The following is a 25,499-nucleotide window of genomic DNA, read 5'->3' as shown; positions in this document are numbered from 1 at the left end:
TCAGCAAAAGCGTATTCCATGAAAAAGAACAAACTATATATACCGGTGTTTCTCCTGGCACTCGCCGGTAGCAGCTGTACTAACAGCCTGCTGAACATGACGCCGGATTCCTCCCTGACGACCAATAACTTCTATAAAACGTCCAACGATATGGACCAGGCAGTCATCGGGATCTATAGCAGCATGCAGGACCGCAAACCGAAAGACTACCTGCTGATGGAAATGCCCGGCGATAATCTTTACATGGGTACCGCCATGCCCGGTGTGAACGATCTCGATTATCTCACCGTCAACGCGGAAAATACTGCTGTAGCCGATTTCTGGGAGAAATGTTTTTACGGCATCGGTCGTGCTAACGCCGTACTGGAAAATATTGACCGCCCCGCTGACTACGCTCCCGGCAAAAAGGAGCAGTTCACCGGTGAAGCGAAATTCATGCGCGCCCTCTTTTATTTCGACCTGGTGAAACTGTTTGGTGGCGTACCGATGGTGACTAAAACGCCTTCCATCAGCGAAGCGAAAAATATGTCGAGGGAATCAGCCGATAAAATCTATGAGCTGATCATCGCCGATTTAAAAGCGGCGATTGATCTGCTGCCGGCTCCGGCTGCAGCGGTTAAAGGCCGCGCCAGTAAAGGCGCTGCCACCGGGCTGCTGGGAAAGGTGTACGTATACCGGAAAGACTGGGCCAACGCCAAAACTTACCTGGAAAAAACCATCCGGGATTTTGGCTACCAACTGGAGCCCAGCTTTGCCACTTTGTGGAGCCTTGCCTCGGAAGACAACAAAGAAATTATCCTTGCGATCAAATACACCGACGGGGCCAATGGGCATTCGTTGGGGATCGATTACGCACCGATCGGCGGCCTTGCCGGTATTGTAGGCTCGGGCAACCAGTATGCCTTTCCCTCCTGGAGCCTGAACAAAAAGTATATCAACGGCGACAGCCGCAAAGCATCCACTATCTCCGACTACGTGGTAAAGGCTACTTCTCCCAATGATCCGCCGGCATGGGGCCCGTATGTGAAAAAGTACGCGACCAAATTCACCGGCGCTACTTCCGGCCAGGACCTGCCTGTATTGCGCCTCGCCGATGTAGTACTGCTCTATGCCGAAACATTGTACAACAGCGGCGATAAAGCCAATGCGCTGATACAGCTGAATATGGTCAGGGAGAGAGCTTTCGGGGATGCGGCCCACAACTATACCGCTGCAGATATCGCCGGCGCCGACAACTTTCTCGACAAGCTGCTGCTGGAAAGGCAACTGGAACTGGCCTACGAAAACGAAAGGTGGGCCGACCTGGTGCGTACCGGCCGTTTCTTGACGGTAATGAAGGAGGAAGAGCGGGACTACAACCCGGCGACGAGTACGGCCACCAGGGTGACGCTGTCGCCCCTGGCTACGATGGCAGTTTTCCCGGTGCCGCAGCGCCAGATCGATCAGTATACCCCAGGTGTGCTGAAGCAGAACGAAGGATACTAAATCATCAGAAACCAATCATACGCTTTAATTGCACGGGATGTTGTACCAGAAGGAAATTGTTAAAAGGATCATACTTGTCAGCCTGGTGATGCTGGGTGGTATAATATCCTATGCACAGCAGGTGACCAACGTGCGCGCTCATGGTGCCCTGGCGGACGGTAATACGGACGATAGTAAAGCCTTTCAACGGGCTATTGTCAAGGCACAAAAGAACGGGACACGCAAAATATTTGTTCCGAAAGGGCACTACCTGATCGCGCAGCCCATCAGGCTACCTTCTTATTTTACGCTGGAAGCCAGTCCGGATGCCTATATCGAGCTGAAACCCTCCAGTAACCAGTACCTGTTGCAGAATGAAGATCAGGTCAACGGGAACGCGCATATTAAGGTGACAGGTGGCAAATGGAACGGTAACGGATGGACGCAGACACGGACTATCCGCAGCACGGTAGACAGCTCCGAATTTTGTTTCGGTATGTTCTTCTATAAGGTGCGGCAGCTGGAGGTAAGTAACCTGCAGATTGACAGTACCCGGAGCTGGGGCATCGCCTACATGGAATGTGACACCGTACACATACACGATGTCCATTTTCAGCAGAACCCTTTCAAAGATGCCCGACATACCAGTGCGCTCGGGCAAAACGGCGATGGTGTGACCGGTGGGGGCAACCATGTCCGCATCGAAAATATTTCCGGGTTTACCAACGACGACCTGGTGGCATTTGCAGCGGGAGGCGCCTGTTTCCAGGGGAAAATGGCGCCTTTCCCTGCTGTGGACTACCGGGACATCACCGTACGCAATATTACCCCTGAAAATATATACGATTCCATCCCCACGCTCAAGGCAGTTGCTTTTTATACGTTTGAAAACAGGAAGGTGAGTGATATCACCATAGAAAATGTACATGGCAATACTGCGATGGCTTCTGTCCTGTTTTACAGCCTTTTCGACAAGACCGGCTACTTCTCAAATGTAACCATCAGGGAGGTGTCGGGCGCCAATGTATATGGCCGTTCCACGCAGGCGTGGTATCCCACAGAATATGGCGTTATCTGCGTCAGACAATCGGTGATAGACCGGCTGGATATCAGCCGCGTGAGCCGGGAGGAACGGCGTTACGCCAATCCGCAGTTTTCGTTCGATAAACATACAATCATCGATTCTCTTCATATCGATCAGGTAGACATCCGGCATCAGCAAATACAGGGCGACCTGCTGTGGCAGGCCGCCGGTGCAGTCATTAAAAACTGCCGTATCAGCGGGGTGTCTGTCAGGAACATGAAATAAGTGAGATTTTACATAAATTTTAACAGCATCGCTATTATGAACGCATGGCCCAAATCATCCTCGCTTTTAAAGAGCAATGAACAATGGATACCCGGTGGCGTGGTATCCCTGAACCGTAAGTCAGATCCCAATATTTGTTTTGTCAGCGGACAGGGGAGCCGGGTGAAAGACCTGGAAGGAAACGAATACATCGACTACCAGGCGGGTTTCGCAGCCTCTTTCCTGGGACACAACGACCCGGACGTGAATAACGCGGTACGCGCTGCACTGGATAATGCAACACTTCTGATGGGCGCCGGCCCCACCAACCTCGAAGGGGAATTTGCGCAGCTTTTCTGCGGCAGCGTACCTTCTGCGGAGAGCATCGAAATTACCACGACAGGGTCTGAAGCGACTTATCACGCAATACGTATAGCCCGCGCCGTTACCGGCAAAAACCATATCATAGTTATGCAGGGCGGTTACAACGGTTGGCATAATGACGTTGCCTGTAATGTGATCAGCAGCCTCGCAGATGTGGGAGAGCGTGTCAGCCCGGGAGAGTATCCGTTTGATGCTCTTTCCGCCGGTATCCCGGAAGGTCATTCGTCGCTGGTGCATGTGATCAACTACAACGACATCGCTTCTGTGGAGTATATCCTGCAACGTTACCCGGTAGCGGGTATCCTGCTGGAACCCATCTTACAGAACATCGGCGTGGTGAAACCACAGGCGGGTTACCTCGAAGCGCTGCGCCGGCTGGCCGACGAGCAAGGTTTTCTATTGATCTTTGATGAAGTGAAGACAGGCTTCCGTCATGCGTTAGGCGGCTATCAGCAGCTGTGTGGCGTTACCCCTGACCTGAGTACTTTTGGTAAGGCGGTGGCCAACGGTTACCCGGTGGGCGTGATCGCCGGGAAGAAAAAATATATGGATTACTTTATCCATCCCGATAAAAGCAAAAGAGTACTGATCGCCGGTACTTTTAATGCACACCCGCTGACCACGGCGGCGGCCATTGCCACCGTGCGGAAGCTGGCATCTGCGGAGTTTAAGGTGTATGATCATGTGAACGCGCTGGGGCAAATGCTGGAAGATGGTTTAAATGATATCTTCAGTACTTCCGGCAGGCCTTTCCATATTGCCCGCCAGGGTTCCGCTTTTTGTGTGTATTTTATGGACCACAACCCGGTGGATTATCATGATATATTGAAACACCATGATTTTACGTTTGATAAAACATACCGTTTGAAGCTGATTGAAAAGGGAATCTTTAACTTTCCTTTACCGATCAAACAGGGTAGTATCTCCTATGCGCATACCACCAAAGACATCGAAGAAACATTAGACAAAACCCAATCAATATTAGCAGCGCTATGAAGATAACGGCGATAGAAACACAGGTTTGTCACGCGCGGATGCGTAACTGGATCTTTATCAAAATCATCACGGACCAGCCCGGGCTGTGGGGCTGGGGAGAAGCAACGCTGGAGTGGCACACACGGGCGGTGGTAGGCGCTGTGGAAGATATCAGCCAGCTGCTGATCGGCGAAGATCCGCGCCGCATCGAATATCTGTGGCAGATGATGTACCGCCAGCATTTCTGGCATGGCAACGGTATCGTTCGCGGCACGGCCATCAGCGGTATCGATATCGCCCTATGGGATATCCTGGGGAAGATCCACGGCGTACCCTGTCATGAGTTATGGGGCGGGCGCGTAAGAGATTATATCCGCTTGTATTGCCATCTGGGCGGCGGCAAAATGGAGGACTTCTATGAAACACGCCCGGATGATGCCGGCCGTTTCGGCGAACTGGCGGCACGTGCCGTGGAAGACGGTTTTACGGCGTTTAAGTCCATGGCGGTACCGGAAACCATGCCGCTGGAAGGACTGAAGCCTGTCCGTTATGCAGAAGCCTGTGTGCGTGCTATGCGGGAAGCAGTGGGAGAGGACATCGATATCATGGTGGACTGTCACGCCCGTCCCAGCCCGTTGATGGGGCTTCAGTTTGCGAAGGCGCTGGAACCGTACGGCCTCTATTTCTTTGAAGAGCCCTGCTGGCCCGAAACAATGGAAGACATCGCCCGGATACAGCAGGCGGTGAAAACACCGATTGCCAGCGGAGAAAGGCTGGTGGGCGTGCATGCTTTCAGGGACATGCTGGAGAAACGCGCCGTCAGCGTGATCCAGCCGGATATCACCCACTGTGGCGGACTGAGTGAAGTAAGACGGATTGCCGCGCTGGCGGAAGCTTATCGCGTGGCGGTAGCACCGCACAATCCGCAGGGACCGGTAAGTACTGCGGCATCGATTGAGTTAGGCTTTGCCACGCCTTCCTATGCGATTTGTGAGAGTGTGCACAACGATGTACCGTGGCGGGAGGAAGTAGTGAGCGAAGGATTTACAGTAGAGAAAAAAGGGAGGATCGTAAAACCCAATCACCGCCCGGGGTTGGGCATAGAGATCAACGAAGCGGCCGTGAAAAAACATCCTTTCCAACAGGAGGTGTTACAGCGGACGTTCTATAAAGATGGCAGCGTCGGTGACTGGTAAAACAGCGGTTATGGAGAAACTATTCGAAAAGAAAACAGTCCTGATCAGTGGCGCCCTTGGCGACATCGGCAGGGCGGCAGCGCTTGCGTTTGCAGCGCAGGGCGCCGGAGTGGCGCTGGGAGACATACAACCCGAAGCGGAAGCCCGGCCATTGCTGGAGGAGCTGAAGTCGATCGGGGCGCCCTGTCACTATGCACAGGTAGACGTATCCGACGCGGCGGCGGTAAACCACTGGCTGCAGGCCGCGGAAGCAGCATTGGGCCTGGTGAGCATGGTAGTCGCCAATGCAGCTACCGTCACCATCGCCGGTCTGTATCAGGTCACGGCGGAGCAGTGGAGCCAAGAGCTGCGGGTGAACCTCGACGGTGCTTTTCATGTGGCGCGTGCGGTCACGGCCCGTATGCTGGAACAGCGTGTAACCGGCAGCGTTGTCTTCGTGGGCAGCTGGGCGGCGGAAGTGGCGCACAGCCATATCCCTGCGTACTCGGTGTCCAAAGCCGGTCTGCGTATGTTATCCAAATGTATGGCGCTGGAACTGGCGCCGCATGGCATTATGGTTAACGAGATCGCCCCGGGTTATGTAGACGCTGGCCTTAGCCGCGTGGTATGGCAACAGGCGCCGGAACAGAAAGAGCATGCGCGCCTGAAAACGCCCGTGCGGCAGCTGATCACACCGCAGCAGGTGGCCCGCGAGGTGGTGCGCCTCTGTGACCCGGAAAACAGGCATATCACCGGCAGCGTGCTGCTGATGGATGGTGGCCTGTCTCTCTTGTAACAAACGAACGACATGATGAACTACCACGGAATCATAGGCATTGCCAGGAAAGATATTACGCCGCCGGTGGGCATCTTCGCCCGTAACTGGGGCGCTGCTACACACGATGTGGCGGCCGGGGTGCATATGCCGCTGACCCTCACCTGTATTACTTTTCAGACAGCGGCAGCTACGGCGCCGCTGGTACTCATTTCCGCCGATCTGGGATGGTGGAAGAGCGCTGCAGATGAAAGAAATTTACGGCATGGCATCCTGGCTGCGTTGTCACTGCCGGAAGAGCGATTGATGTTCTGTTTGACGCATACCCACGCGGGCCCCAGCACCTTCAGTGAAGATGCAGGCAAGCCCGGTGGGCAGTTCATTATTCCGTACCTGCAGCAGGTGCAGCAGGTGGCGGTTGATGCTGCCCGCGAGGCCATGGCCTCCGCGCAGCCGGCCACGCTTACGTGGCGGTACGGACATTGCGGGCTGGCGGTCAACCGCGACTTTCCCGAACCGGGCGGCGACCGGCTGGTGGTGGGTTATAATCCCGGCGCCGCTGCTGATGATACGCTGCTGACAGGCCGTATCACGAACGCAGCCGGCCTTGTCATCGGTACCATCGTTAATTACGCATGTCACCCTACTACGCTGGCATGGGACAATCAGTTGCTGTCGCCCGATTACATCGGCGGTATGCGCAGCGTGGTGGAACCGGCTACCGGCGCGTTCTGTTTGTTTTTGCAGGGCGCCTCCGGCGAACTCTCGCCGGCGGAGCAATACAGCGGCGATACTTCGCTGGCTGACAGCTACGGGCGGCAACTGGGTTTTGCGATACTGTCTGCACTGGAAGGGATGCTGCCCGCCGATACAGCACTAACCTATACCGGTGTGGTGGAGTCCGGCGCTTCCCTGGCGATCTGGAAAAAAACACCCGCACCGCCAGCGACTACGCTGATAGCAGAAATGGCGGATGTAGATATGGTGCTGAAACCAATGCCATCGCTGACAGATATTGAGGCTGCCTGGGCTGCCTGTGAGGACCATGTCATCAAAGAACGGTTATGGCGGCAACGGGGTATCCGTAAAACAGTCGGAGAAGGGACCGTCACGAAGATGCCGCTGTGGATATGGCGATTGGGCAATTCCATACTGGCCGGTCAGCCGAATGAAGCCTATTCCGGTTTTCAGACGACACTGCGGCAGGAACTGGCCCCGGCGGCGGTTGCCGTGATGAATATCGTCAATGGTTATGCCGGTTACCTGCCGCCGGAAGAATCGTTTAACCATCAAAGTTATGCGGTATGGCAAACGCCTTTTGAGAAAGGCTCCCTGGAGCGGCTGATACGCTCCGCCACCTCTATTTCACAACGAATGATCCAAACCGCATGAACCTGAACCTTACTTTGCTGGACGCCATTATATTCGGTGCGTATATCCTGGGCGTTATCGGCCTGGGTATTTATGCATCCCGTAAGGCACAGCAGACCAAACGCGATTATTTTCTGGCGGGCGATAAACTGCCCTGGTGGATGATCGGTGGCAGCATCATCGCTGCCAATATCAGCAGCCATCACCTGGTGGGCGCGATGGGCGTAGCTTACAGCCGTGGCTTTGTAGCTATCGCTATGGAGTGGGGCGCCATCCTGATGGGTTTTAATGCCCTTTTGTGGATATTCCTGCCTTTTTATATCCGCAATGGTTTCTACACAGTACCCGAATTCCTGGAAAAACGTTTTGGTACCGCCGCCCGTACAACCTACGCCGGCCTTATCCTGCTCACTTACGTGCTCGTGGAAATCAGCGCCGTATTGTACCTGGGCGCGTTGTCACTACATTCGCTGCTGGGCATCTCTGTGATGACCAGCGTCGTGATACTGGCTGCTGTCACCGGCATATATACGATCGCCGGGGGATTGCGCGCCGTGATCTATACGGAAATGCTGCAGCTGATTGTACTCGTGATGGGTGGTATTGCGCTCACCATTGCAACCGTGAACGCCGCCGGAGGCGTGAGTGCCATTACTGATACCGTAAAGGACTGGGACCTGATCCTGCCGGCGGATGATGCCGACTTCCCATGGACGATGTACCTTGGCGGGGTGCTTTGTATCAGTGTTTTTTACTGCGCTACCAACCAGTTCATCGTACAGCGGGTGCTGGCAGCTAAAAATGAATGGCATGCCCGCATGGGAGTGGTCTTTGGTGACTATCTGAAGTTCCTGGTGCCGGTAATCATCACCGTGCCGGCATTGGTGGCGCCTAAACTTTTTCCCAACCTGGAAAAGCCGGATCTGTTGTTTCCTACGCTGGTGGAGAAGTTGCTGCCTACAGGGCTGGTGGGGCTGGTCATGGCGGGCCTTATTGCTGCGGTGATGTCACATTTGTCCGGCGCTATCAATTCCTGCACCACCATCCTCACGGTAGACATCTACCTGCCGTATTTCCGTAAAAAAGCGACAGAAGCAGAGGCGGTGCGTTTTGGCCGTATAGCGGGAGCAGTGATCATCGTCATTGGTATTCTGTGTACAGGATTGTTCCTGACCCACTCCAAAAAACCGATCTTCCTGTACCTGATGAACGCTTACGGGCTGTTTACACCTGGCATTGCAACGATGTTTCTGCTGGGAATCCTGTGGAAACGCACTACGCACGCAGGTGCGCTGGCAGCTGGGATGCTCACTATTCCGATGTCGGTGGCCATGGAAATCATTTTCCCGGCCATGCCCTTCTTCAATCGGACAGGTATCGTTTTCTGGAGTTGTATGCTGCTGTGTATTGTCGTGAGTCTGCTGACCAAACCGGTGCCGGAAGCGGAACTGAAAGGATTGATCTGGAACCGGGAAAGCCTGAAACTGCCGGCAGACCTGCTACAGCAGTCGCGGGGATTGCGTAATCCAACCTTATGGTGGGCATTGATTACAGCAGTGGTATTGTATTTTTATATCGTATATGCGTAACCGTAATCGTTACGGCTGAATATAAAAAGCATGATTCTCTTTCGTGATAATATCAATCGGCATAAAATGCGTTTTTTCTACCGGCACTTTCATCACGAGGTGCTGGTAGAGCGTCATGATACCGCGATAGCCCTGTTCCTGTGGTTGTTGGCAGATCAGAAAATCAATATGTCCCTGATCGAGGTGAGCAACGTTTTCTTTGGTGAAGTCATAGCCAATGAGCAGGATACCTTTACGGAGACCTTTTTTCTCGAGGTAGCGGGAAACGGCGGCTACCCTGGAATTGGTCACAAACACTGCGCGTACATCAGGATGCTGCTGAAAAGTTTTTGAGAGTTCTTTTTCGATGGAGGCCTGATCGGTTTGACGGACGTCTTTTTTGATGATAGGCCGTTTGGTGTCTTTAAAGTAGGCGCGTAGTCCTTCTTCTTTGCGGAGCAGGTGGTGATGGTCTTCTATCTCATGGGAGATGTTGAGTACCAGTACACGCGCATTGTTGGGAGTGCAGTAATGGATCAGTTGTCCCGCCTGATAGCCGCTGCGGAACAGGTCGGGGCCGATGTAACAGAGGCTTTCCTCCTGGGGGATATCAGAATTGATAAAAACGTAGGGGATGTTGTGTTCTTCACAGGAACGGATAAACGAAACAGATTCTTCAATAAAGGAGGGTGCCAGCAGGATTCCATCCACCGGGTTTTTAAGTACCTGTTTGGCAATTTTTACAAAAGACTTCCGGTCGTTAAGGTCGAAGTAATAAGGTTCCACTTTTACACCGAACTGTTTGATTTCTTCTTCCGCTTTCTGGATACCAGCTACCGGCAGGGTCCAGAAGTCGGTCTCCTGGGAAGATACTTTCGGCAGTACAGTAGCCAGCCGGAGAACGTTGCGCGATGCCAGCCGTCTGGCCAGTATATTGGGCTGATAGTTCAGCTCCTGTATGATGGCTTCTATTTTACTTTTTGTTTTGGGGGAGACGCCGGGCCTGTTATGGATAACCCGGTCCACCGTGGCGATGGCCACATTGGCCCTTCGGGCGATCTCTTTCACCCCGAGGGGCTGTTCGGCCGTTTTTTTCTTCATATCGGTTGATAATTTTTTCCAAATATACTACAATGCGGCTTACTGTTTTTTCGCCAGCGCGAGCGCCTGTGTGGTGGTGTAGTATTTGGCCAGCATATTGGGTACTTCCCAGGCGGGCATGTTGTTATTCCGCACGTATTCGAGGAATTGCTGCATGACCTTGCCGAAGAGGGCTTCGTGTTTTTTGGCCAGTGCTTCCGGGATGACTACTTCCCAGCCTTTGTCATTTTCTTTCAGCGATAGTCCCGGATATTGTTGGGCCAGTACGGCGATATGTGTTGCAACGGTTTTCGCATAAGCGCTATCGTGATGATGCGCTGACTCGATGTATAGTACAGGTTTGTACAGTTGTTCCGCTCCCTGGCGGATGATCAGGGAGGCTTTCGTGCCCCGCAGCAGTGAATAGTGCGTATCGCCGGTGCCTTCCGGCGCCTGGTAGTTCCAGGTAACGGATATATTGGCATGTATGCCTTTGATCGTATAGTCAAAGGAGCCATTGGCATATACCTGTAAAAGGTTGTCTTTACCCACATTTTTTGTCAGGTAGGATGGGAAGGCGGTCTGCCCGGTGATGTCTGCATATTGTTGCAAACTCATGGTGGTGGCCCAGCGGTGGGCGCTATCTATCTGTATGTCATGATGAAAGTCGATGATCTGCCCCGGAAAGCAGGTCCATTGCACCAGGTCCACCAGGTGGGTGGTAACGTCCACGATGCCTTCTCCCTGCTGGGTTTCATCCATATACCAGGCGGGGCGTACCATCGTTTTGCCGGCGACCAGCTTTTTGAAATGATGGACGCTGTTTTTGACCACGGCAGGGTTGCCGGGAGTTCCGGCTTCGAGCGTTCCGAAAACGTCCTGTAGTTGAGAGAGTTCGCGTTGCAGGGTATTTCTGATCTCATACCGTTCGGTCATGATATCGTAGAGTTGTACTTTTTTTTCCGCTGCTTCGCGGAAGGCGGCCTGCAGGGAGTCGAAGCCTGCTGCATCGATGGCCATGGGTTTGTCTGCCAGCACATGTTGGCCGGCATTAACGGACCGGCGGATATAGGTGGCCTTGAGCCGGTTGTTGCCCGCAATCACCACAATATTACCCGTGGGCTGCCGCAGCATTTTCTCCAGGTAGTCCGGTCCGGTATATACGTCAGTCGCCCAGTGTACCGGCGGGTCTGTTTGCTGATTGAACTGCCCGATGCTGGCGAGGTATTGTTTTACTTCCGGACCTTCGGGTGCAAACACATGGATAGTGGAATCTATGCCGGGGTACATTTGTTGTTGTACCAGTGAAGCATGGAAGTGCCCGGGATCTAATGCGATCAGTTGCATGGAAGATTGTTTTTTTTGAGTAGTGCTGCATGATAGCAGGGCTGCCGTCATGCCGGCAAAGATAATATTTTGCTTCATGGTGTCAGGGTTGTCTTTCTTTGGTGATGGCGGCGGCGCGGATACTGTCGGCATGGTTGCCCCAGCTGTTACGGATATACGTTGTAATGGCGGCGATCTCTTCATCTTTCAGGAAGTTGAAAGCAGGCATCTGTTCGCCATAGCTGCTGTTTTTGCTTTTGGCGTCGCCGGTGCGGCCATGCAGAATGGTTTGTACCAGTGGTGTGGCTTTGCCGGTAACGAGCGGGTTGCCGGCGAGCGGAGGGAAAGAAGCGGGTACTCCTTTACCGTCGGTCTTGTGGCAGGCTTCACAATAGTTTTTGTAGAGCGTGGCGCCGCTGGTAGCAGCAGCGGGGTCAGTAACCGGTTGTGCATTTTCCCGTGTAGCCGTGGCTGGTACCGTTTGCCCCGGCTTCAGTGCTGCGATACGCAGGATACGGTCGTCGTGGGGTAACGGAAAACCTTTGCCGGGATTCCAGTCGCGGTTACTGGTGGCGATGTATACGTCGCCTTCGGGAGAAACACAGAGGTCACGCAGCCGTCCGTATTTGCCGGCAAGCAGCACCTCTTCTGCGGTGACGGCGTCCTGCGTGTCGTTCAGGTGTAGGATGTGGAGACTGGCCGCTTTGAGTGTTCCCAGCAACAGGCTGTTTTTCCATTCCGGGATTTTACCGGAAGCGTAATAGTCGATGCCGGCAGGCGCGATGGTCGGCGTCCAGGCTTTGAGCGGCGCCATGAAGGGGAAGGAGTCTGCATGAGCTTTTTCATCCGGACGGTCTGCGTATCCTTCAATCCGTGCCCAGCCATAGTAGCCGCCTTTCCCGATCCGGTTCAGTTCATCGTCGGTAGCGTCGCCATGTTCAGAGGCAAAGAGATGGCCTTTGTCTGTGAATACCAATCCCTGGATGTTGCGATGGCCCCGGGACCACATGTAATTACCGGGATAAGGGTTGTCGGAGGGCACGGTGCCGTCTATATTGAGGCGTAACACTTTGCCGTTGCGCGACGCGGTGTCAGGGGCATTCTGGTCGCGGGCGGCATCGCCGGTAGAGAGCAGTACTTTGCCATCAGGGGAGATGGCTACCCGGGAGCCGTTATGACCGGTGCTACCGGGTAGTTCGAGCAATAGCAGCGGATCTTTCAGTGTATCGGCCGTATAGGTATACCGTACCAGCCGCGACACGATGGTAGCGTCTTTGTTCCGGTGCGTATAGTCTACAAACACATACGGTTTGTCCTTGTCGGGATGAATGGCCATGCCCAGTAGCCCCAGCGTACGTTGACGGTATACTTCCGGGATGGTCAGCAACAATTTTTTGATGCCGGTATGGGGATCTACTTTACTGATGGTGCCGCTTTGTTCGGTGAACCAGAGCTGGTTGTCAGGGCCCCAGACGATCTCCCATGGCACGTTGAGATCGGAGGCGATGGTGCTGATGCCCAGCGTGGTTTTATTGAGTTGCAGCGTGGCTTCAACAGGCTGCGTAAAGTCAGCCGGTTGTTCGGGCCGTAGCAGCCAGTAAGCGCCGGCGGCCGCTATTATGACTATCAAAAAAAGAATGCCGGTACGTTTCATATGTGATAACAGGTGCTTGGTTTAAGAAAAGAAGAGGGTAACGGCATTGCTCACGGCCAGCAGCAGCATGATAATCAGTCCTGCAGCGCCTGCAATATTGGTAAACGTGTTGTTTTTCATTTTGCCCATAATAGCAGCATCGTTGGCCACGAGGTACAATGCGATGCCAATGAACGGGACGATGAAAATGGTCACCGCCTGCGCCAGCACAATGAGTTCCAGCGGCAGCTTGCCGAAGGTAATGGCCACGCCGGCGCCGATCAGCATAATAACGGCGATGAAGGTACGTACCATGCCGGAGCTGAGCTGACCGCCATACCCCAATGCGTCGCCCAGCAGGGTGCCACCCAGCGCTGCATTGCCCAGGAGGGAAGAAAACGAGGCGCCGAAAAGGCCGAGGAGGAAAAGGGCGGAGGCAGCGTTGCCGAACACCGGCTCCAGCGCAATGGCCATATCGGTGGCGGTGGTAATCCTGGTGCCGGCCGGATGTAACACGGTGGCTGCGCAGATCATCAAGGTTGCGCTCATGAAACCGAGTATCAGCATGCCGGGCAGCGTTTCTCTGCCGGTCTGTGTCACATCCGGACGGATACGTTTACGCTCCTGTACCAGGTAGGACTGGTAGATGGCGCCTACAATCGAAAAGCACGACGCCATAAAAGCGATGATCAGTTGCTGTGAACCGTCAGGCATCGTAGGAACGAAACCTGATGCGATGCCCGCCACTGGCGGATGGGAGAGGACCATGGTTACAATGAAGGCAAACAACATCATGATGATGAGCGCTATCATGATCTTCTCCAGCATCTTGTAGAAAGTACGGAAAAACAGGATACTGATGCCGGCCAGGTTGCAGGTGATGATCCAGACAGTTTTATTGGTATGGGTGGCTTCCGCCAGTGTGATGCCTGAACCGATGGAGTTGCCCGCCTGGAAAGAGGCGGTGACCAGGAAAACGCCTACGCCGATAGCGATACGCGCCGGCCGGCCCCACTTACGGCTGATAGTGCTCAGTAACGATTCGTTGGTAGCAATGCCTACCCGCGCCGCCATCATGGTAAAGATGATCATGAAGAAGATGGCTACCACGACGATCCATAACAGGGAAAAACCATAGCTGGCGCCCATGATGGAGGCGATGGTGACCTTGCTGGGACCAAATACCAGCGCGGCCGTGATCAACCCCGGCCCGAGGGACTGTAGCCATGCCTTGTATTGACTGCCTTTTTTCGCGCTGCCCTTAGCGGTAACAGGCGCTTGTTCCATTGTTGATCCGGTTGATGACATCAGATTGATTTTTTACTTTTTTCGGATGTGTTGCTGATATTGGCTGAAAGAGGTTTGGAAGCCCCTGTAGTATTGACTTTGGATGAAGGCCGGCGTTTTTCCGGGTACGTTACCGAAAGATAGGTACATTCTTTGGGAAAGAAAAGAATTTTTTCATGCGGCCGTCAAAAAAAGAGGGAAAAGTGATACTTTTAAATCTTAACCCTTCAGTAAGGGCGCGACTAATACCAATAGCCCGCTGATCAATTTATAGAAAATGAAAAAAAATGTACTGTACCTTTTGTTGTGTGTGATGATGTTATCTTGTCAACAGAATAATTTTGATTTGTCGACCCTCTCCCTGCCCGCTGATACCAGCATGGTCAGTAAATATCATTTAAAAAAGGAACTGGAGTTAAACGAGTGTATCGGATATGCCTCCAAACAGCCGGAACTGCTGCGGTTGTATGGCCAGTCTTTTTCCGGTAGTATGCTGTCCGGAAACGACGAAGGCAATGGATTCTCCAATTACGCTATCTTTTTTCTGACGCCCGAAAACAACAAGGTAGGCGCTTACGGTCTTCATACGGAAACCAAAGACAAGACAGCAGCATTGGTCAAACTGATGAACGAAAAACTGGGTAAGACAGACTACCACTACCGTAGTAAGGAATTTACCAATCAGGTGTGGTATAAAGACGGCCTGTATTATTTCTTTAATACTAACAATACCATCGTCAATATGGGCGAGAAAACCACCACCGGCGATCTCACCGTTATCAGTGAAAAAAGCCCCGTCTTCCTGGAATGGCATAGCTCCGGCGGTGGCTTCTCCTATTATGGCGATTACCTGAAGGCAAAAAAGCAACCTGAACATCAGGGTAAAAACTTCTCCTACAGGGATTTTATAGAGGCGGAAAAAGCGAACGATTCGTTTTTTGGCAATACATATTTTGATAATTATGTTCAGTAAGTATCAATGCTGTCCTTTGCGAGGATAGGTTTCAAAAACATCCCCTAAATCACCCTCCCCAAAAAAAACATTGTGTGTTCTCAAAAAAATAGCTATTTTTCGGGTACGTACCCGGAAATTGAAAAACGAATGCTTCCGGCGGCGCAGCGATCAACTGAAATTTTCGATTACAGATCATCTGTTAATACTATATAAAGGGACATTCATCAGCTCGTCCTGATAAATTAAGCAACCGTAAAAATTCCAACATGAAAAGCAGTCGCCGCAATTTTATCCGCAATACCGCATTGGCAGGCATAGGAACAGGACTAATGGGAGGACTCCGGCCATTGTATGGCAGGGGCCTGGTACAACAAACCAACGGGATACGCATTGGTATCATCGGACTGGATACTTCTCACGCCATCGCCTTTACGAAAGGGTTCAACAGTCCGGCAACGGTTCCCGGACTGGAAGGTATGCGCGTGGTAGCTGCTTTGCCGCAAACAAGCCCGGACATCGAGTTGAATAAAAAGAGGTTGCCGGAATATACGGAACAGGTAAAAGCGATGGGGGTGGAGATCGTAGACACCATGCAGGCGTTGCTCGATAAGTCAGATGTAATACTCGTCGAGTCGAATGACGGCCGACCGCACCTCGCGCAGGCTATGCCGGCCATCAAAGCGGGAAAAAAAGTGTTTATCGATAAGCCGTTGGCCGCTTCGCTGGCAGATGGCATCGCCATCGCCAAAGCGGCAAAAAAATACAAGGCGCCCGTTTTCTCTTCTTCTGCGCTGCGCTTCATGGATAGCGTGAAACAGGTGCAACAGGGCGTTGTCGGTAAAGTGACCGGCGCGGACACGTACAGTCCGGCTGCCCTGGAAAAAACGCACCCCGACCTTTTCTGGTACGGCATCCACGGCATAGAAACACTCTTTGCGGTGATGGGCAGCGGTTGTACCACCGTGACCCGCTTCAGTACCCCCGGCAACGACGTGGTGGTAGGACAATGGGCGGATGACCGCATCGGCACCTTCAGAGGTACGCGTAACAGCCCGAGTGATTTTGGCGGCCGCGTTTTCGGAGAGAAGGGTAACCTGTTACTTGGTCCTTTTAAGGGTTATGAAGCGTTGCTCCAGGAGATAGCCACCTTTTTCCGCACTGGCGTGGCGCCGGTAAAGCCGGAAGAAACACTGGAGATATTGGCCTTCATGGAGGCAGCACAGGAGAGCAAACGTAAAGGCGGAAAACCGGTGACGCTGGCGAATATCAATAATATATAAACCTGTAATTCCAATACCAAAAATCTGATAGCTTATGAAGGCGTCCCGTAGAGACTTCCTGAAGAAAACAACGAAAGGCACGGCGGCCATTATGCTGGGCAGCATGTTACCTGGTATCAGCGCAGCGAGCTACGCCCGCATTATGGGGGCCAACGAACGGCTGAGAGTCGGCATGATGGGCGTGAACTCCCGCGGGCTGGCGCTGGCCAACAACTACGCCCGTCAGCAGAACTGTGAAGTGGTATCAGTGTCCGACGTGGATAGCCGCGCGGCGGCAAAGTGCGTAGAAAGTGTGTTTAAGATCGCCGGGAAGAAACCCAAAGATGTTCCGGACTTCCGGAAAGCCCTCGAGAATAAAAACATGGACGCCCTCATCGTGGCGGCGCCGGACCACTGGCATGCGCCGGCGGCTATCCTGGCGGCAAAAGCCGGCAAACATGTATACCTCGAAAAACCCTGCAGCCATAATCCGCACGAAGGAGAACTGCTGGTAAAGGTAGCGGATAAATACAAAAGTGTTATCCAGATGGGTAACCAGCGCCGCTCCTGGCCTAATGTGGAAGCAGCTATCCGTGAGGTGCACGAAGGCGCTATCGGCCGCGCCTATTTCGCCAAAGGATGGTATACCAATAACCGCAAATCTATTGGTCAGGGTAAGGAAATAGCGGTGCCCGAATGGCTTAACTACGACCTGTGGCAGGGCCCTGCTCCGCGCCGCGCGCTGAAAGATAACCTGATACATTATAACTGGCACTGGTTCTGGAACTGGGGCACCGGAGAGGCGCTGAACAACGGCACCCATATGATAGACCTGATGCGTTGGGGACTTGGCGTGGATTATCCCAGCCGCGTTGTCTCCGCGGGGGGCCGTTACCGTTTTTCGGACGACTGGGAAACACCTGACACACAAGTCATCACGCTGGAATTTCCCAACAATACCAGCATGACCTGGGAAGGCCGCAGCTGCAATGGTCGCACCGTGGAAGGCAATTCCGTAGGCGTTATCTTCTACGGTGAAAAAGGTTCGCTGGTGATTGACGGTAACGCCTATACGATTTTTGACCTGGACAATAAAGTGGTGAAGGAAGTGAAGAACCAGGCCATCATCGATCCGCGCAACCTGATGAATCCCGCGGAAAGCCTCGATGCACTGCATATCCAGAATTTCGTTGAAGGCATCCGCAAAGGGGCAAAATTAAACGCTGACATCCTCAGCGGTTACCAGAGCACATTGCTCTGTCAGCTGGGTAATATTTCCCTCCGCTCCGGCAACGCCCTGCATATCGATACCAGCAATGGCCACATCCTGAACGATACCGTTGCTCAGCAGTATTGGACACGCACGTACGAACAAGGATGGGAGCCTACTTTATAAACAGACATTTATGCAAAATACTCACCGGGTAGATCCGGGACAGCTGAGCCGCAGAGATACTGTCATCTCCATCCTCATCATCGGGATGCTGTTTTTTATCTTCGGCTTCGTTACCTGGGTCAACGCTATTCTGATACCGTACTTCAAGATCGCCTGCGAGCTGACGAATTTTCAGTCTTATCTCGTGGCCTTCGCTTTTTATATTTCGTATTTTATCATGTCGGTGCCTTCTTCTTACCTGCTGAAAGCGGTGGGCTTCAAGAAGGGGATCATGCTGGGGTTCTGGACCATGGCATTGGGCGCCGCTATCTTTGTCCCGGCGGCCCTCACCCGTACGTATGAAATATTTCTGCTGGGACTGTTTACCATCGGACTGGGACTGGCCGTGCTGCAAACAGCCGCTAATCCTTATATCACTATCCTTGGGCCGAAGGAAAGCGCAGCGCAGCGTATCAGTATTATGGGCATCTGTAACAAGGGCGCTGGTATTATCGCGCCACTGATTTTTGCCGCCGTCATCCTGAAGCCGACAGACAGCACACTGTTTGCGCAACTACAGCATATGGCCGGCGACGCAAAAGAAGCGACGCTGGATGAACTGATCCGCCGGGTGATCACGCCTTACAGCATTGTGGCTATTGTATTGTTTTTGTTAGGACTGCTGGTCCGTTATTCTCCCTTGCCGGATATAGATACCGAAAAAGAAGAGGGAGCAGTGGCTGCTGCCAATGCCGGCAAAAAGAACATCTTCGGTTTTCCGCACCTGATACTTGGCGCCGTCGCTATTTTCCTCCACGTAGGCACGCAGGTGGTGGCCATCGATACTATTATCGGTTATGCTACGTCTATGCATATCCCGCTGATGGAAGCCAAGACTTTCCCTTCCTACACTTTGTTTGTAACGATCTGTGGGTATCTGCTGGGGATTGTCACTATTCCGAAATTCCTCAGCCAGGTGAATGCGCTGCGTATCTGTACTTTACTGGGCGCACTGTTCACCATCGGTATTATTTATATGCGGGGAGAAGTTCGGCTGCTGGGGCATACGGCGGATATATCCATCTGGTTCGTCGTGCTGCTGGGCTTTGCCAATTCACTGGTATGGGCAGGTATCTGGCCGCTGGCACTGGATGGACTGGGCCGCTTTACGAAGCTGGGTGGTTCGCTCATGATCATGGGATTAAGTGGTAATGCGATGTTGCCGCCGCTGTACGGTTATTTTGCAGACCATTATGACGTACGTCATGCCTACTGGGTATTGTTTCCCTGCTACCTGTACCTGATATTTTACGCTTTTTACGGGCATAAGATCAGGCACTGGACGCCCGTGGCGCGTTCGTTGAAAGTTCACCCTGAAAAAGAATTACATGGAACAGAGAAAGTATAAGATTGTCAACGGGCATATCATCACCCCTTACCGGATTATCCGTAACGGCACGCTGATCACGGAAGGAGAGCGCATCCTCGCCGTCAGCGACCGGGATGTGGAAATGCCCGATGCTGTTGTCGTTGACGCGAAAGGGCAGTATGTATCCCCTGGTTTCATTGACCTGCATGTGCATGGCGGTGGCGGGCATGATTTTATGGATGGCACGGTAGAAGCGTTTCTGGCGGTAGCTGAAAAGCACCGGGAGTTTGGCACTACTTCCATTGTACCGACGACGCTGAGCAGTGATAAAGCCAGTCTGCTGAAAGCCATAGAAATCTATGAAGCGGCAGCGGTACACAATACTGCCGGTGCGCGGTTTGCCGGGTTACACCTGGAAGGTCCCTATGTGGCGATGAACCAGCGAGGCGCGCAGGACCCGAAATACATCCGTCACCCGGATGCGGACGAATACATGGAAGTGCTGGCGGCCTCCAAAGTGGTAACACGCTGGAGCGCTGCGCCGGAACTGCCGGGGGCCCTGCCTTTCGGCCGGTACCTGCGGTCCAGGGGTATTCTCCCTGCTGCGGCCCATACCGACGCTATCTATGAGGAAATGCTGGAAGCCTACGAGAACGGCTATACGCATATTACCCATATGTACTCCGCTATGTCAGGAGTAACGCGGCGTAATGCCTTCCGGTATGCCGGCGTTATCGAAGCGGCCTACCTGATCGACGGGATGACGGTGGAGGTTATTGCCGACGGCGTACATCTGCCGGCGCCTTTACTGAAACTGGTGTACAAAATAAAAGGGCCGGGAAAAACGGCCCTTATCACCGATGCGATGCGCGCCGCCGGCATGGGACCAGGAGAAAGCATTCTTGGCGGGTTAGACAACGGCATCCCCGTGATAGTGGAAGATGGCGTAGCCAAACTACCGGACCGCAGCTCTTTTGCAGGCAGCGTAGCGACGGCAGACCAGCTGGTGCGTACGATGGTCAACCTTGCGGATGTGCCGTTAACAGAAGCGGTGCGCATGGCTACCGCTACACCCGCGGCTATTGCCGGCATCGCCGGCCGTACAGGAGCACTGGTAGAAGGCAAGGCGGCAGACATCATTTTATTTGATGAACAAATCAGGGTAAGCACAGTCTTCATTGGAGGTGAGTGCTAACTTTTAAGGCTATACGTTTTTTTAGACACTTATCATCTTTCAACATAAATCCATCCATTATATGACAGGTAATATACAGGCAACGGTAGCATCGCTGCTCCAACCATCACACGAACTGGTGGCGGCGATGGCGGCGCTGGAAGGTGATATCCTTCTGCTCGGCGTAGGCGGGAAAATTGGTCCCAGCCTGGCGAAGCTGGCCAAACAGGCCGTCGATCAGTCCGGCGTGTCCCGCAGGGTGATCGGCGTATCCCGGTTGACAGAACCGGGACTGAAAGAACAACTGGAACGGGACGGCATTGAAACGATTGCCGCCGACCTGTTGAATGAAGACGATCTCGCCGCACTGCCGGACGTAAAAAACGTATTGTACCTTGCCGGCACCAAATTCGGCACCACCGGCAAAGAAGCCTTTACCTGGGCTATGAACGCCTATCTGCCCGGCCGGGTGGCGGAGAAATACCGCAACTCCCGCATCGTGGTATATTCTACCGGTAACGTATACCCGCTTACTCCGGTATTTCAGGGTGGCGCAGATGAATCCATGGCGCCCGCCCCGGTAGGGGAGTACGGCCAGTCATGCCTCGGCAGGGAACGGGTGTTCCAGCATTTCTCCAATCAATACGGTACGCCGGTGCTGGTATACCGGTTGAACTACGCCAACGATCTGCAGTACGGTGTGCTGCTGGAAATAGCGAAGTCGGTACGCGACGGCAAGCCGATCGACCTGCGCATGGGCCATGTGAACGTGATATGGCAGGGCGATGCCAACGAAATGGCGCTGCGCGCCTTCGCACATTGTGCCGCACCGGCAAAACTGCTCAATATAACCGGTCCTGAAACTGCTCCTGTACGCTGGATCGCAAAAGAATTCGGCCTGCATTTCGGGAAAGAACCCGTTTTTGTGAACGAAGAACAACCCACGGCCTTACTGAGCAATGCGGCGGAAAGCTTCCGGCTGTTCGGCTATCCGAAAGTGTCCCTGAAACAAATGATAGGGCTCACGGCCACCTGGCTGGAACAGGGCGGCCGCACCATCACCAAGGCTACCCATTTCCAGGAAAGGGAAGGCCAGTTTTAATTTTCTCTTATCATCTATCATATCCACCGAATTATGATACCGGATTTATTATACAGCGGTACCGTTATCCCGGCGCACCCGCTGGCGCTGGACGCTAACCGTCAGCTCGATGAATACCGCCAGCGGCGGCTTACCCGTTACTACATCGCCAGCGGCGCAGGCGGCGTGGCCGTGGGCGTACATACCACCCAGTTTGCGATCCGCGATCCCAGGGTGGGATTATATGAAACCGTGCTCCGCCTGGCATCGGAAGAAATAGATGCCGCGCAGCTGACACGCCCTTTTATTAAAGTGGCCGGCCTCTGCGGCCCTACCGCACAGGCGGCCGACGAAGCGCGGGTGGCACTGAAATACGGTTACCACCTGGGTTTATTAAGTTTGGGCGGCTTAAACCATTTGTCGGAAGGCGAACTGATAGCTCATGTGCGGACGGTATCGGAAGTCATCCCCATCTTTGGTTTCTACCTGCAGCCCTCTGTAGGTGGCCGTATCCTGAGTTATCACTTCTGGGAACAGCTGGTGGAAATTCCCGGCGTGAAGGCGATCAAAACCGCGCCGTTCAACCGCTACCAGACCCTTGATGTGGTAAGGGCGGTCTGTCACTCTTCCCGCTGTGAGGATATTGCGCTGTATACCGGCAACGACGATAATATCGTGGCGGACCTGCTGACGACGTACCGCTTTACTGTCAACGGCCGCGAGGTGGTAAAAGGTTTTGCCGGCGGACTGCTCGGCCACTGGTCGGTTTGGACCAGTAAGGTGGTGCCGCTCTTCGATCGCGTAAAAAAGTGTATACTTGAGGATTATTCGGGCGCAGGTAAACTGTTGACGGAAGGAATAGCGGTCACTGATATGAATGCGGCGCTGTTCGATCCATCCAACGCTTTCCACGGCTCTATCGCCGGTATCCACGAGGTGTTGCGGCGGCAGGGACTCCTGGAAGGCATCTGGTGCCTGGATGAATCTGAAACTTTATCCCCCGGGCAGCTGGAAGAAATTGACCGTGTGGCAGCCGCTTATCCGCAGCTGACAGACGACGGTTTCGTCAAAGCTTTCCTGGAAAAGGAAAAAAATATCGTCCATGCTTAAAGAAAAAATCCGGCAGCTGGCCGGCAGTATCCAGGAAGAAACGATCGCCAACAGGCGTTATCTTCATGCACATCCGGAGCTTTCCTACAAGGAAGTGAATACGGCTGCTTTTATTGCCGGTAAACTGAAGGACCTCGGCATTCCTTTTGAACCCATGGCCAATACCGGGCTGGTGGCCCTTTTGCAGGGCGGCAAGCAGGGAGGTGGCCAGGTGGTGGCGTTACGGGCGGATATTGACGCCCTGCCCATCCGGGAGCTCAACGAAGTGCCGTACAAATCACAGCACGATGGGGTCATGCATGCCTGTGGCCACGACGTACATACGTCTTCGTTACTCGGCACGGCTACCATCCTCAGCAGGATGAAGGACGATTTTGCGGGCACCGTGAAATTTATCTTTCAGCCGGCGGAAGAACTGATTCCCGGGGGCGCCAGTATGATGATCAAAGAAGGCGTACTGGAAAATCCGCGTCCGCATCATGTGCTGGGGCAGCATACTATGCCTGAGCTGCCGGCCGGCAAGGTAGGCTTCAGAGGCGGCCGTTATATGGCGAGCAACGACGAAATCTTTATGACGGTGAAAGGCAAAGGAGGCCATGGCGCCATGCCGCATCTGGGTATAGACCCCGTGGTGGTGGCCTGCCATATCGTGATCGCGCTGCAACAGATCGTGAGCCGCCGCGTGAACCCGCTGCTGCCGTCTGTGCTTTCTTTCGGCAAAATGCTGGCGAATGGCGCTACCAACGTGATCCCCGACGAGGTGCGGCTGGAAGGCACTTTCCGCTCCCTCGATGAAAAATGGCGGCGCGAAGCGCACGCCAAAATCAAAAAGATGGCCGTCTCCATCGCCGAAGGCATGGAAGCCACCTGCGATATCGAAATACATCAAGGGTACCCGGTGTTGATCAACAACGAAAAACTGACCAGCATTACCCGCACCCATGCGGAAGAATTCCTGGGTACGGATAATGTGGTGGACCTGGATATATGGATGGCGGCGGAAGATTTCGCTTACTACTCCCAGCAGGCAGACGCCTGCTTTTACCGCCTGGGTGTGCGCAACGAGGCCCGCGGCATTGTCTCCGGCCTGCACACCGCTACTTTCGACGCCGATGAGCATGCCCTGGAAACAGGCGCGGGCCTGATGGCTTACCTCGCCCTGAAAACACTGGGCAATTAAAAAATTATAACTGCAATGTTTCTGTGACGCCCGTTTCTTCCAGGAAGCGGGCGTCGTGCGATACCACGACCAGCGTACCCTGGTATGCGGCAAATATCTGTGTCAGCATCTGGATGTTGGTCAGGTCCAGGTTGTTGGTCGGTTCGTCGAGGATGATCATGTCGGGCGACTGGCTGCGGAGCGTCATGCAGCACAGGGCCAGCCGGAGTGTTTCTCCGCCGCTGAGCGCGCTGCAGGGCTTGTCCCAGTCGTCCGGGCCAAAGAGGAACCGCACCAGCATGGTGTTCAGTTTTCCTTCCTCTGCTTTGATATCGTTGCTGGCCGCGGCCTGTTGCCGCACGGTTTTGCTGCGGTCTATGCTGCTGTAGTCCTGGTCCAGCACCAGGCTGCTGAACGGTGCTACGTACAGGCGTCCCTGTTGGGAGGGCAGTTGGCCGGTAATGAGTTTGATGAGTGTGGACTTGCCACTGCCGTTGTTACCGGCAATCGCCAGCCGGTCGCCGCTTTTGATAATAAAATCCAGCGGTTGCGGCCACAACGTATCCCCATCGGCATAGGCATAGTTCAGTTGTTCTGCCTGTACCAGTATTTTACCTTTATGGCCTGGCGGCGTAGCAAAGTGTCCTTTCATGATACGCGCCACCTGGTCGCTGGCAGAAGCGGCGTCCAGTGTGGCTTGCAGGCCGGCTACTTTTTCCGCATGTACCTCCTGGGTGCGGGCGGTGGTTTTGGCGGCCTGGTCTCTGCGGCCGTTCATCAGTATCTTGGGTATGTTCCCTTCGCTGCGGCTTTTGTGTCCGCGGGCGTTCTCACGCTGTTGCCTTTCAAAGGCCTGCTGCTGTGCTGCCCGCGCCTCTTTCAGCGATTTCTCGGCATGGGCGATCTGCTGTTGCAACGCTGCGGTCTCTTCGGCTTTTTTCTTTTCGTAGAAGGCATAGTTGCCCCCATACACCTGCAGCCGTGCGTTGTTCAGCTCCCAGATAGGACTGCACAGCTCCAGCAGCTGCCGGTCGTGGCTCACGATCAGCAGTGATTTGCTGTTGCGGGTCACCCAGTCGTATAGCTGTGCCCGTGCGGTCTTGTCGAGGTGGTTGGTGGGCTCGTCCAGCAGGATGGCTGCCGGTGCGGTAAGGTCGCTGCCTGCGAGGAACGCCCGTGTTTTTTCACCGCCGCTAAGCTGTGAAAAGTTCACCGTAAGCGGGATGTGGGCAATGTTCCACCGGGCGAACAGCTGTTCGCAACGCTCCATAATATCCCAGTCGTCACCAAGGGCGTCGAAATGGGCTTCCTGGGTGTCGCCGGAGAGGATGGCCTGCAGCGCGTGTATCTTGGCGTCGATGCCCAGTACCTGCGCCACGGTGCGGTCGTTGAACTGTCCGAAATGCTGCGGTACGTAATACAACGGTGCGCTCCGCACAATCGATCCGCTTTGCGGCGCCAGTTGCCCGGCCAGTATTTTCAGAAGGGTTGACTTGCCGGCGCCGTTGTCGCCGGTGATGGCGGCATGTTCGTTCTTGTCCAGCGTAAAATGCAGGTCGTCAAATAATACCCTGTTGGGCGGCAGTTGAAAGTGGATGTGTTGTGCGGTCAGTAGCATGCGTGTCGTTTGTCGTGTAAACAATGAGGTTCCGGGCGGCGTTGAGTGCTACTTGTTTCATGGGTGTAAATTT

20 protein-coding genes are annotated in these 25,499 nt (G+C 53.8%); 15 read left to right on the top strand and 5 right to left on the bottom strand.

Annotated elements, in window-relative coordinates; translation table 11 throughout:
• The first annotated feature begins 18 nt into the window (after positions 1-18).
• From B5D63_RS21020 to B5D63_RS20990, 7 genes are read left to right on the top strand one after another with little or no spacing between them, the layout of a single operon-like run.
• Positions 19-1,485 carry a RagB/SusD family nutrient uptake outer membrane protein gene (locus tag B5D63_RS21020; protein WP_078670809.1) on the top strand — a complete coding sequence of 489 codons (1,467 nt, stop codon included), beginning with the start codon at positions 19-21 and terminating at the stop codon, positions 1,483-1,485.
• A 37-nt stretch (positions 1,486-1,522) separates the two neighbouring features.
• The gene (locus B5D63_RS21015) at positions 1,523-2,773 is read left to right on the top strand and encodes a glycosyl hydrolase family 28-related protein (RefSeq protein WP_078670808.1); all 1,251 of its coding nucleotides are present in this window, start codon (positions 1,523-1,525) and stop codon (positions 2,771-2,773) included.
• Between the two features lie 36 nt (positions 2,774-2,809).
• Positions 2,810-4,132 (top strand): aspartate aminotransferase family protein, encoded by a 1,323-nt coding sequence (locus B5D63_RS21010; RefSeq protein WP_078670807.1) that lies wholly within the window; start codon positions 2,810-2,812, stop codon positions 4,130-4,132.
• Positions 4,129-5,307: a galactonate dehydratase gene (gene dgoD, locus B5D63_RS21005; RefSeq protein ID WP_078670806.1), complete on the top strand. Its 1,179-nt coding sequence runs from the start codon at positions 4,129-4,131 to the stop codon at positions 5,305-5,307. Before B5D63_RS21010 ends, dgoD begins: the two co-directional genes overlap by 4 nt.
• 10 nt (positions 5,308-5,317) lie before the next feature.
• Positions 5,318-6,082: an SDR family NAD(P)-dependent oxidoreductase gene (locus tag B5D63_RS21000; protein ID WP_078670805.1), complete on the top strand. Its 765-nt coding sequence runs from the start codon at positions 5,318-5,320 to the stop codon at positions 6,080-6,082.
• Between the two features lie 12 nt (positions 6,083-6,094).
• Positions 6,095-7,453 carry a hypothetical protein gene (locus tag B5D63_RS20995; protein ID WP_078670804.1) on the top strand — a complete coding sequence of 453 codons (1,359 nt, stop codon included), beginning with the start codon at positions 6,095-6,097 and terminating at the stop codon, positions 7,451-7,453.
• Positions 7,450-9,021: an SLC5 family protein gene (locus B5D63_RS20990; RefSeq protein ID WP_235021602.1), complete on the top strand. Its 1,572-nt coding sequence runs from the start codon at positions 7,450-7,452 to the stop codon at positions 9,019-9,021. The genes B5D63_RS20995 and B5D63_RS20990 overlap by 4 nt, the downstream gene beginning before the upstream one ends.
• Before the next feature lie 9 nt (positions 9,022-9,030).
• On the opposite strand, the gene B5D63_RS20985 is transcribed toward B5D63_RS20990, so the two are convergent.
• From B5D63_RS20985 to B5D63_RS20970, 4 genes are read right to left on the bottom strand one after another with little or no spacing between them, the layout of a single operon-like run.
• Positions 9,031-10,101: a LacI family DNA-binding transcriptional regulator gene (locus tag B5D63_RS20985; protein WP_078670803.1), complete on the bottom strand. Its 1,071-nt coding sequence runs from the start codon at positions 10,099-10,101 to the stop codon at positions 9,031-9,033.
• 39 nt (positions 10,102-10,140) lie between these two features.
• Positions 10,141-11,505 carry a putative oxidoreductase C-terminal domain-containing protein gene (locus B5D63_RS20980; protein WP_078670802.1) on the bottom strand — a complete coding sequence of 455 codons (1,365 nt, stop codon included), beginning with the start codon at positions 11,503-11,505 and terminating at the stop codon, positions 10,141-10,143.
• Positions 11,506-11,509: 4 nt separating this feature from the next.
• Positions 11,510-13,060 (bottom strand): PQQ-dependent sugar dehydrogenase, encoded by a 1,551-nt coding sequence (locus B5D63_RS20975; protein WP_078670801.1) that lies wholly within the window; start codon positions 13,058-13,060, stop codon positions 11,510-11,512.
• A gap of 21 nt (positions 13,061-13,081) precedes the next feature.
• On the bottom strand, positions 13,082-14,326 hold the full coding sequence (locus tag B5D63_RS20970) for an Nramp family divalent metal transporter (RefSeq protein WP_078670800.1): 1,245 nt from the start codon (positions 14,324-14,326) through the stop codon (positions 13,082-13,084).
• A 277-nt stretch (positions 14,327-14,603) separates the two neighbouring features.
• Between B5D63_RS20970 and B5D63_RS20965 the strand changes: the two genes are divergently transcribed.
• From B5D63_RS20965 to B5D63_RS20930, 8 genes are all read left to right on the top strand, one after another.
• Positions 14,604-15,299: a hypothetical protein gene (locus B5D63_RS20965; RefSeq protein ID WP_078670799.1), complete on the top strand. Its 696-nt coding sequence runs from the start codon at positions 14,604-14,606 to the stop codon at positions 15,297-15,299.
• A gap of 248 nt (positions 15,300-15,547) precedes the next feature.
• Positions 15,548-16,561: a Gfo/Idh/MocA family protein gene (locus B5D63_RS20960; protein ID WP_078670798.1), complete on the top strand. Its 1,014-nt coding sequence runs from the start codon at positions 15,548-15,550 to the stop codon at positions 16,559-16,561.
• 34 nt (positions 16,562-16,595) lie between these two features.
• Entirely contained in the window at positions 16,596-17,936 is a 1,341-nt protein-coding gene (locus tag B5D63_RS20955) for a Gfo/Idh/MocA family oxidoreductase (protein ID WP_078670797.1), read from the top strand.
• Positions 17,937-17,946: 10 nt separating this feature from the next.
• Complete coding sequence (locus B5D63_RS20950) at positions 17,947-19,323, top strand: sugar MFS transporter (RefSeq protein WP_078670796.1); 1,377 nt, start codon at positions 17,947-17,949, stop codon at positions 19,321-19,323.
• Positions 19,304-20,479 carry an N-acetylglucosamine-6-phosphate deacetylase gene (gene nagA / locus B5D63_RS20945; RefSeq protein ID WP_078670795.1) on the top strand — a complete coding sequence of 392 codons (1,176 nt, stop codon included), beginning with the start codon at positions 19,304-19,306 and terminating at the stop codon, positions 20,477-20,479. Before B5D63_RS20950 ends, nagA begins: the two co-directional genes overlap by 20 nt.
• 61 nt (positions 20,480-20,540) lie before the next feature.
• A complete protein-coding gene (locus B5D63_RS20940) occupies positions 20,541-21,560 on the top strand; it encodes an NAD-dependent epimerase/dehydratase family protein (RefSeq protein WP_078670794.1) in 1,020 nt (339 codons plus the stop codon).
• A gap of 33 nt (positions 21,561-21,593) precedes the next feature.
• On the top strand, positions 21,594-22,649 hold the full coding sequence (locus B5D63_RS20935) for a dihydrodipicolinate synthase family protein (protein ID WP_078670793.1): 1,056 nt from the start codon (positions 21,594-21,596) through the stop codon (positions 22,647-22,649).
• Positions 22,642-23,829 carry a M20 metallopeptidase family protein gene (locus B5D63_RS20930; protein ID WP_078670792.1) on the top strand — a complete coding sequence of 396 codons (1,188 nt, stop codon included), beginning with the start codon at positions 22,642-22,644 and terminating at the stop codon, positions 23,827-23,829. Before B5D63_RS20935 ends, B5D63_RS20930 begins: the two co-directional genes overlap by 8 nt.
• Positions 23,830-23,833: 4 nt before the next feature.
• Here B5D63_RS20930 and B5D63_RS20925 read toward each other — a convergent pair whose 3' ends face one another.
• The gene (locus tag B5D63_RS20925; RefSeq protein ID WP_078670791.1) at positions 23,834-25,426 is read right to left on the bottom strand and encodes an ABC-F family ATP-binding cassette domain-containing protein; all 1,593 of its coding nucleotides are present in this window, start codon (positions 25,424-25,426) and stop codon (positions 23,834-23,836) included.
• Positions 25,427-25,499 lie beyond the last annotated feature (73 nt).

The organism is Chitinophaga eiseniae, from assembly GCF_900167135.1.
GTDB lineage: Bacteria > Bacteroidota > Bacteroidia > Chitinophagales > Chitinophagaceae > Chitinophaga > Chitinophaga eiseniae.
Note: the sequence above shows the minus strand (reverse complement) of the source record. Positions and strands in the feature narration are given on the sequence as shown.

Bases quoted from the DNA above. Each gene is read 5' to 3' on its own strand.
- B5D63_RS21020 (WP_078670809.1), top strand. From the start codon at position 19: ATGAAAAAGAACAAACTATATATACCGGTGTTTCTCCTGGCACTCGCC.
- B5D63_RS21015 (WP_078670808.1), top strand. From the start codon at position 1,523: ATGTTGTACCAGAAGGAAATTGTTAAAAGGATCATACTTGTCAGCCTG.
- B5D63_RS21010 (WP_078670807.1), top strand. From the start codon at position 2,810: ATGAACGCATGGCCCAAATCATCCTCGCTTTTAAAGAGCAATGAACAA.
- dgoD (WP_078670806.1), top strand. From the start codon at position 4,129: ATGAAGATAACGGCGATAGAAACACAGGTTTGTCACGCGCGGATGCGT.
- B5D63_RS21000 (WP_078670805.1), top strand. From the start codon at position 5,318: ATGGAGAAACTATTCGAAAAGAAAACAGTCCTGATCAGTGGCGCCCTT.
- B5D63_RS20995 (WP_078670804.1), top strand. From the start codon at position 6,095: ATGATGAACTACCACGGAATCATAGGCATTGCCAGGAAAGATATTACG.
- B5D63_RS20990 (WP_235021602.1), top strand. From the start codon at position 7,450: ATGAACCTGAACCTTACTTTGCTGGACGCCATTATATTCGGTGCGTAT.
- B5D63_RS20985 (WP_078670803.1), bottom strand. From the start codon at position 10,101: ATGAAGAAAAAAACGGCCGAACAGCCCCTCGGGGTGAAAGAGATCGCC.
- B5D63_RS20980 (WP_078670802.1), bottom strand. From the start codon at position 11,505: ATGAAGCAAAATATTATCTTTGCCGGCATGACGGCAGCCCTGCTATCA.
- B5D63_RS20975 (WP_078670801.1), bottom strand. From the start codon at position 13,060: ATGAAACGTACCGGCATTCTTTTTTTGATAGTCATAATAGCGGCCGCC.
- B5D63_RS20970 (WP_078670800.1), bottom strand. From the start codon at position 14,326: ATGGAACAAGCGCCTGTTACCGCTAAGGGCAGCGCGAAAAAAGGCAGT.
- B5D63_RS20965 (WP_078670799.1), top strand. From the start codon at position 14,604: ATGAAAAAAAATGTACTGTACCTTTTGTTGTGTGTGATGATGTTATCT.
- B5D63_RS20960 (WP_078670798.1), top strand. From the start codon at position 15,548: ATGAAAAGCAGTCGCCGCAATTTTATCCGCAATACCGCATTGGCAGGC.
- B5D63_RS20955 (WP_078670797.1), top strand. From the start codon at position 16,596: ATGAAGGCGTCCCGTAGAGACTTCCTGAAGAAAACAACGAAAGGCACG.
- B5D63_RS20950 (WP_078670796.1), top strand. From the start codon at position 17,947: ATGCAAAATACTCACCGGGTAGATCCGGGACAGCTGAGCCGCAGAGAT.
- nagA (WP_078670795.1), top strand. From the start codon at position 19,304: ATGGAACAGAGAAAGTATAAGATTGTCAACGGGCATATCATCACCCCT.
- B5D63_RS20940 (WP_078670794.1), top strand. From the start codon at position 20,541: ATGACAGGTAATATACAGGCAACGGTAGCATCGCTGCTCCAACCATCA.
- B5D63_RS20935 (WP_078670793.1), top strand. From the start codon at position 21,594: ATGATACCGGATTTATTATACAGCGGTACCGTTATCCCGGCGCACCCG.
- B5D63_RS20930 (WP_078670792.1), top strand. From the start codon at position 22,642: ATGCTTAAAGAAAAAATCCGGCAGCTGGCCGGCAGTATCCAGGAAGAA.
- B5D63_RS20925 (WP_078670791.1), bottom strand. From the start codon at position 25,426: ATGCTACTGACCGCACAACACATCCACTTTCAACTGCCGCCCAACAGG.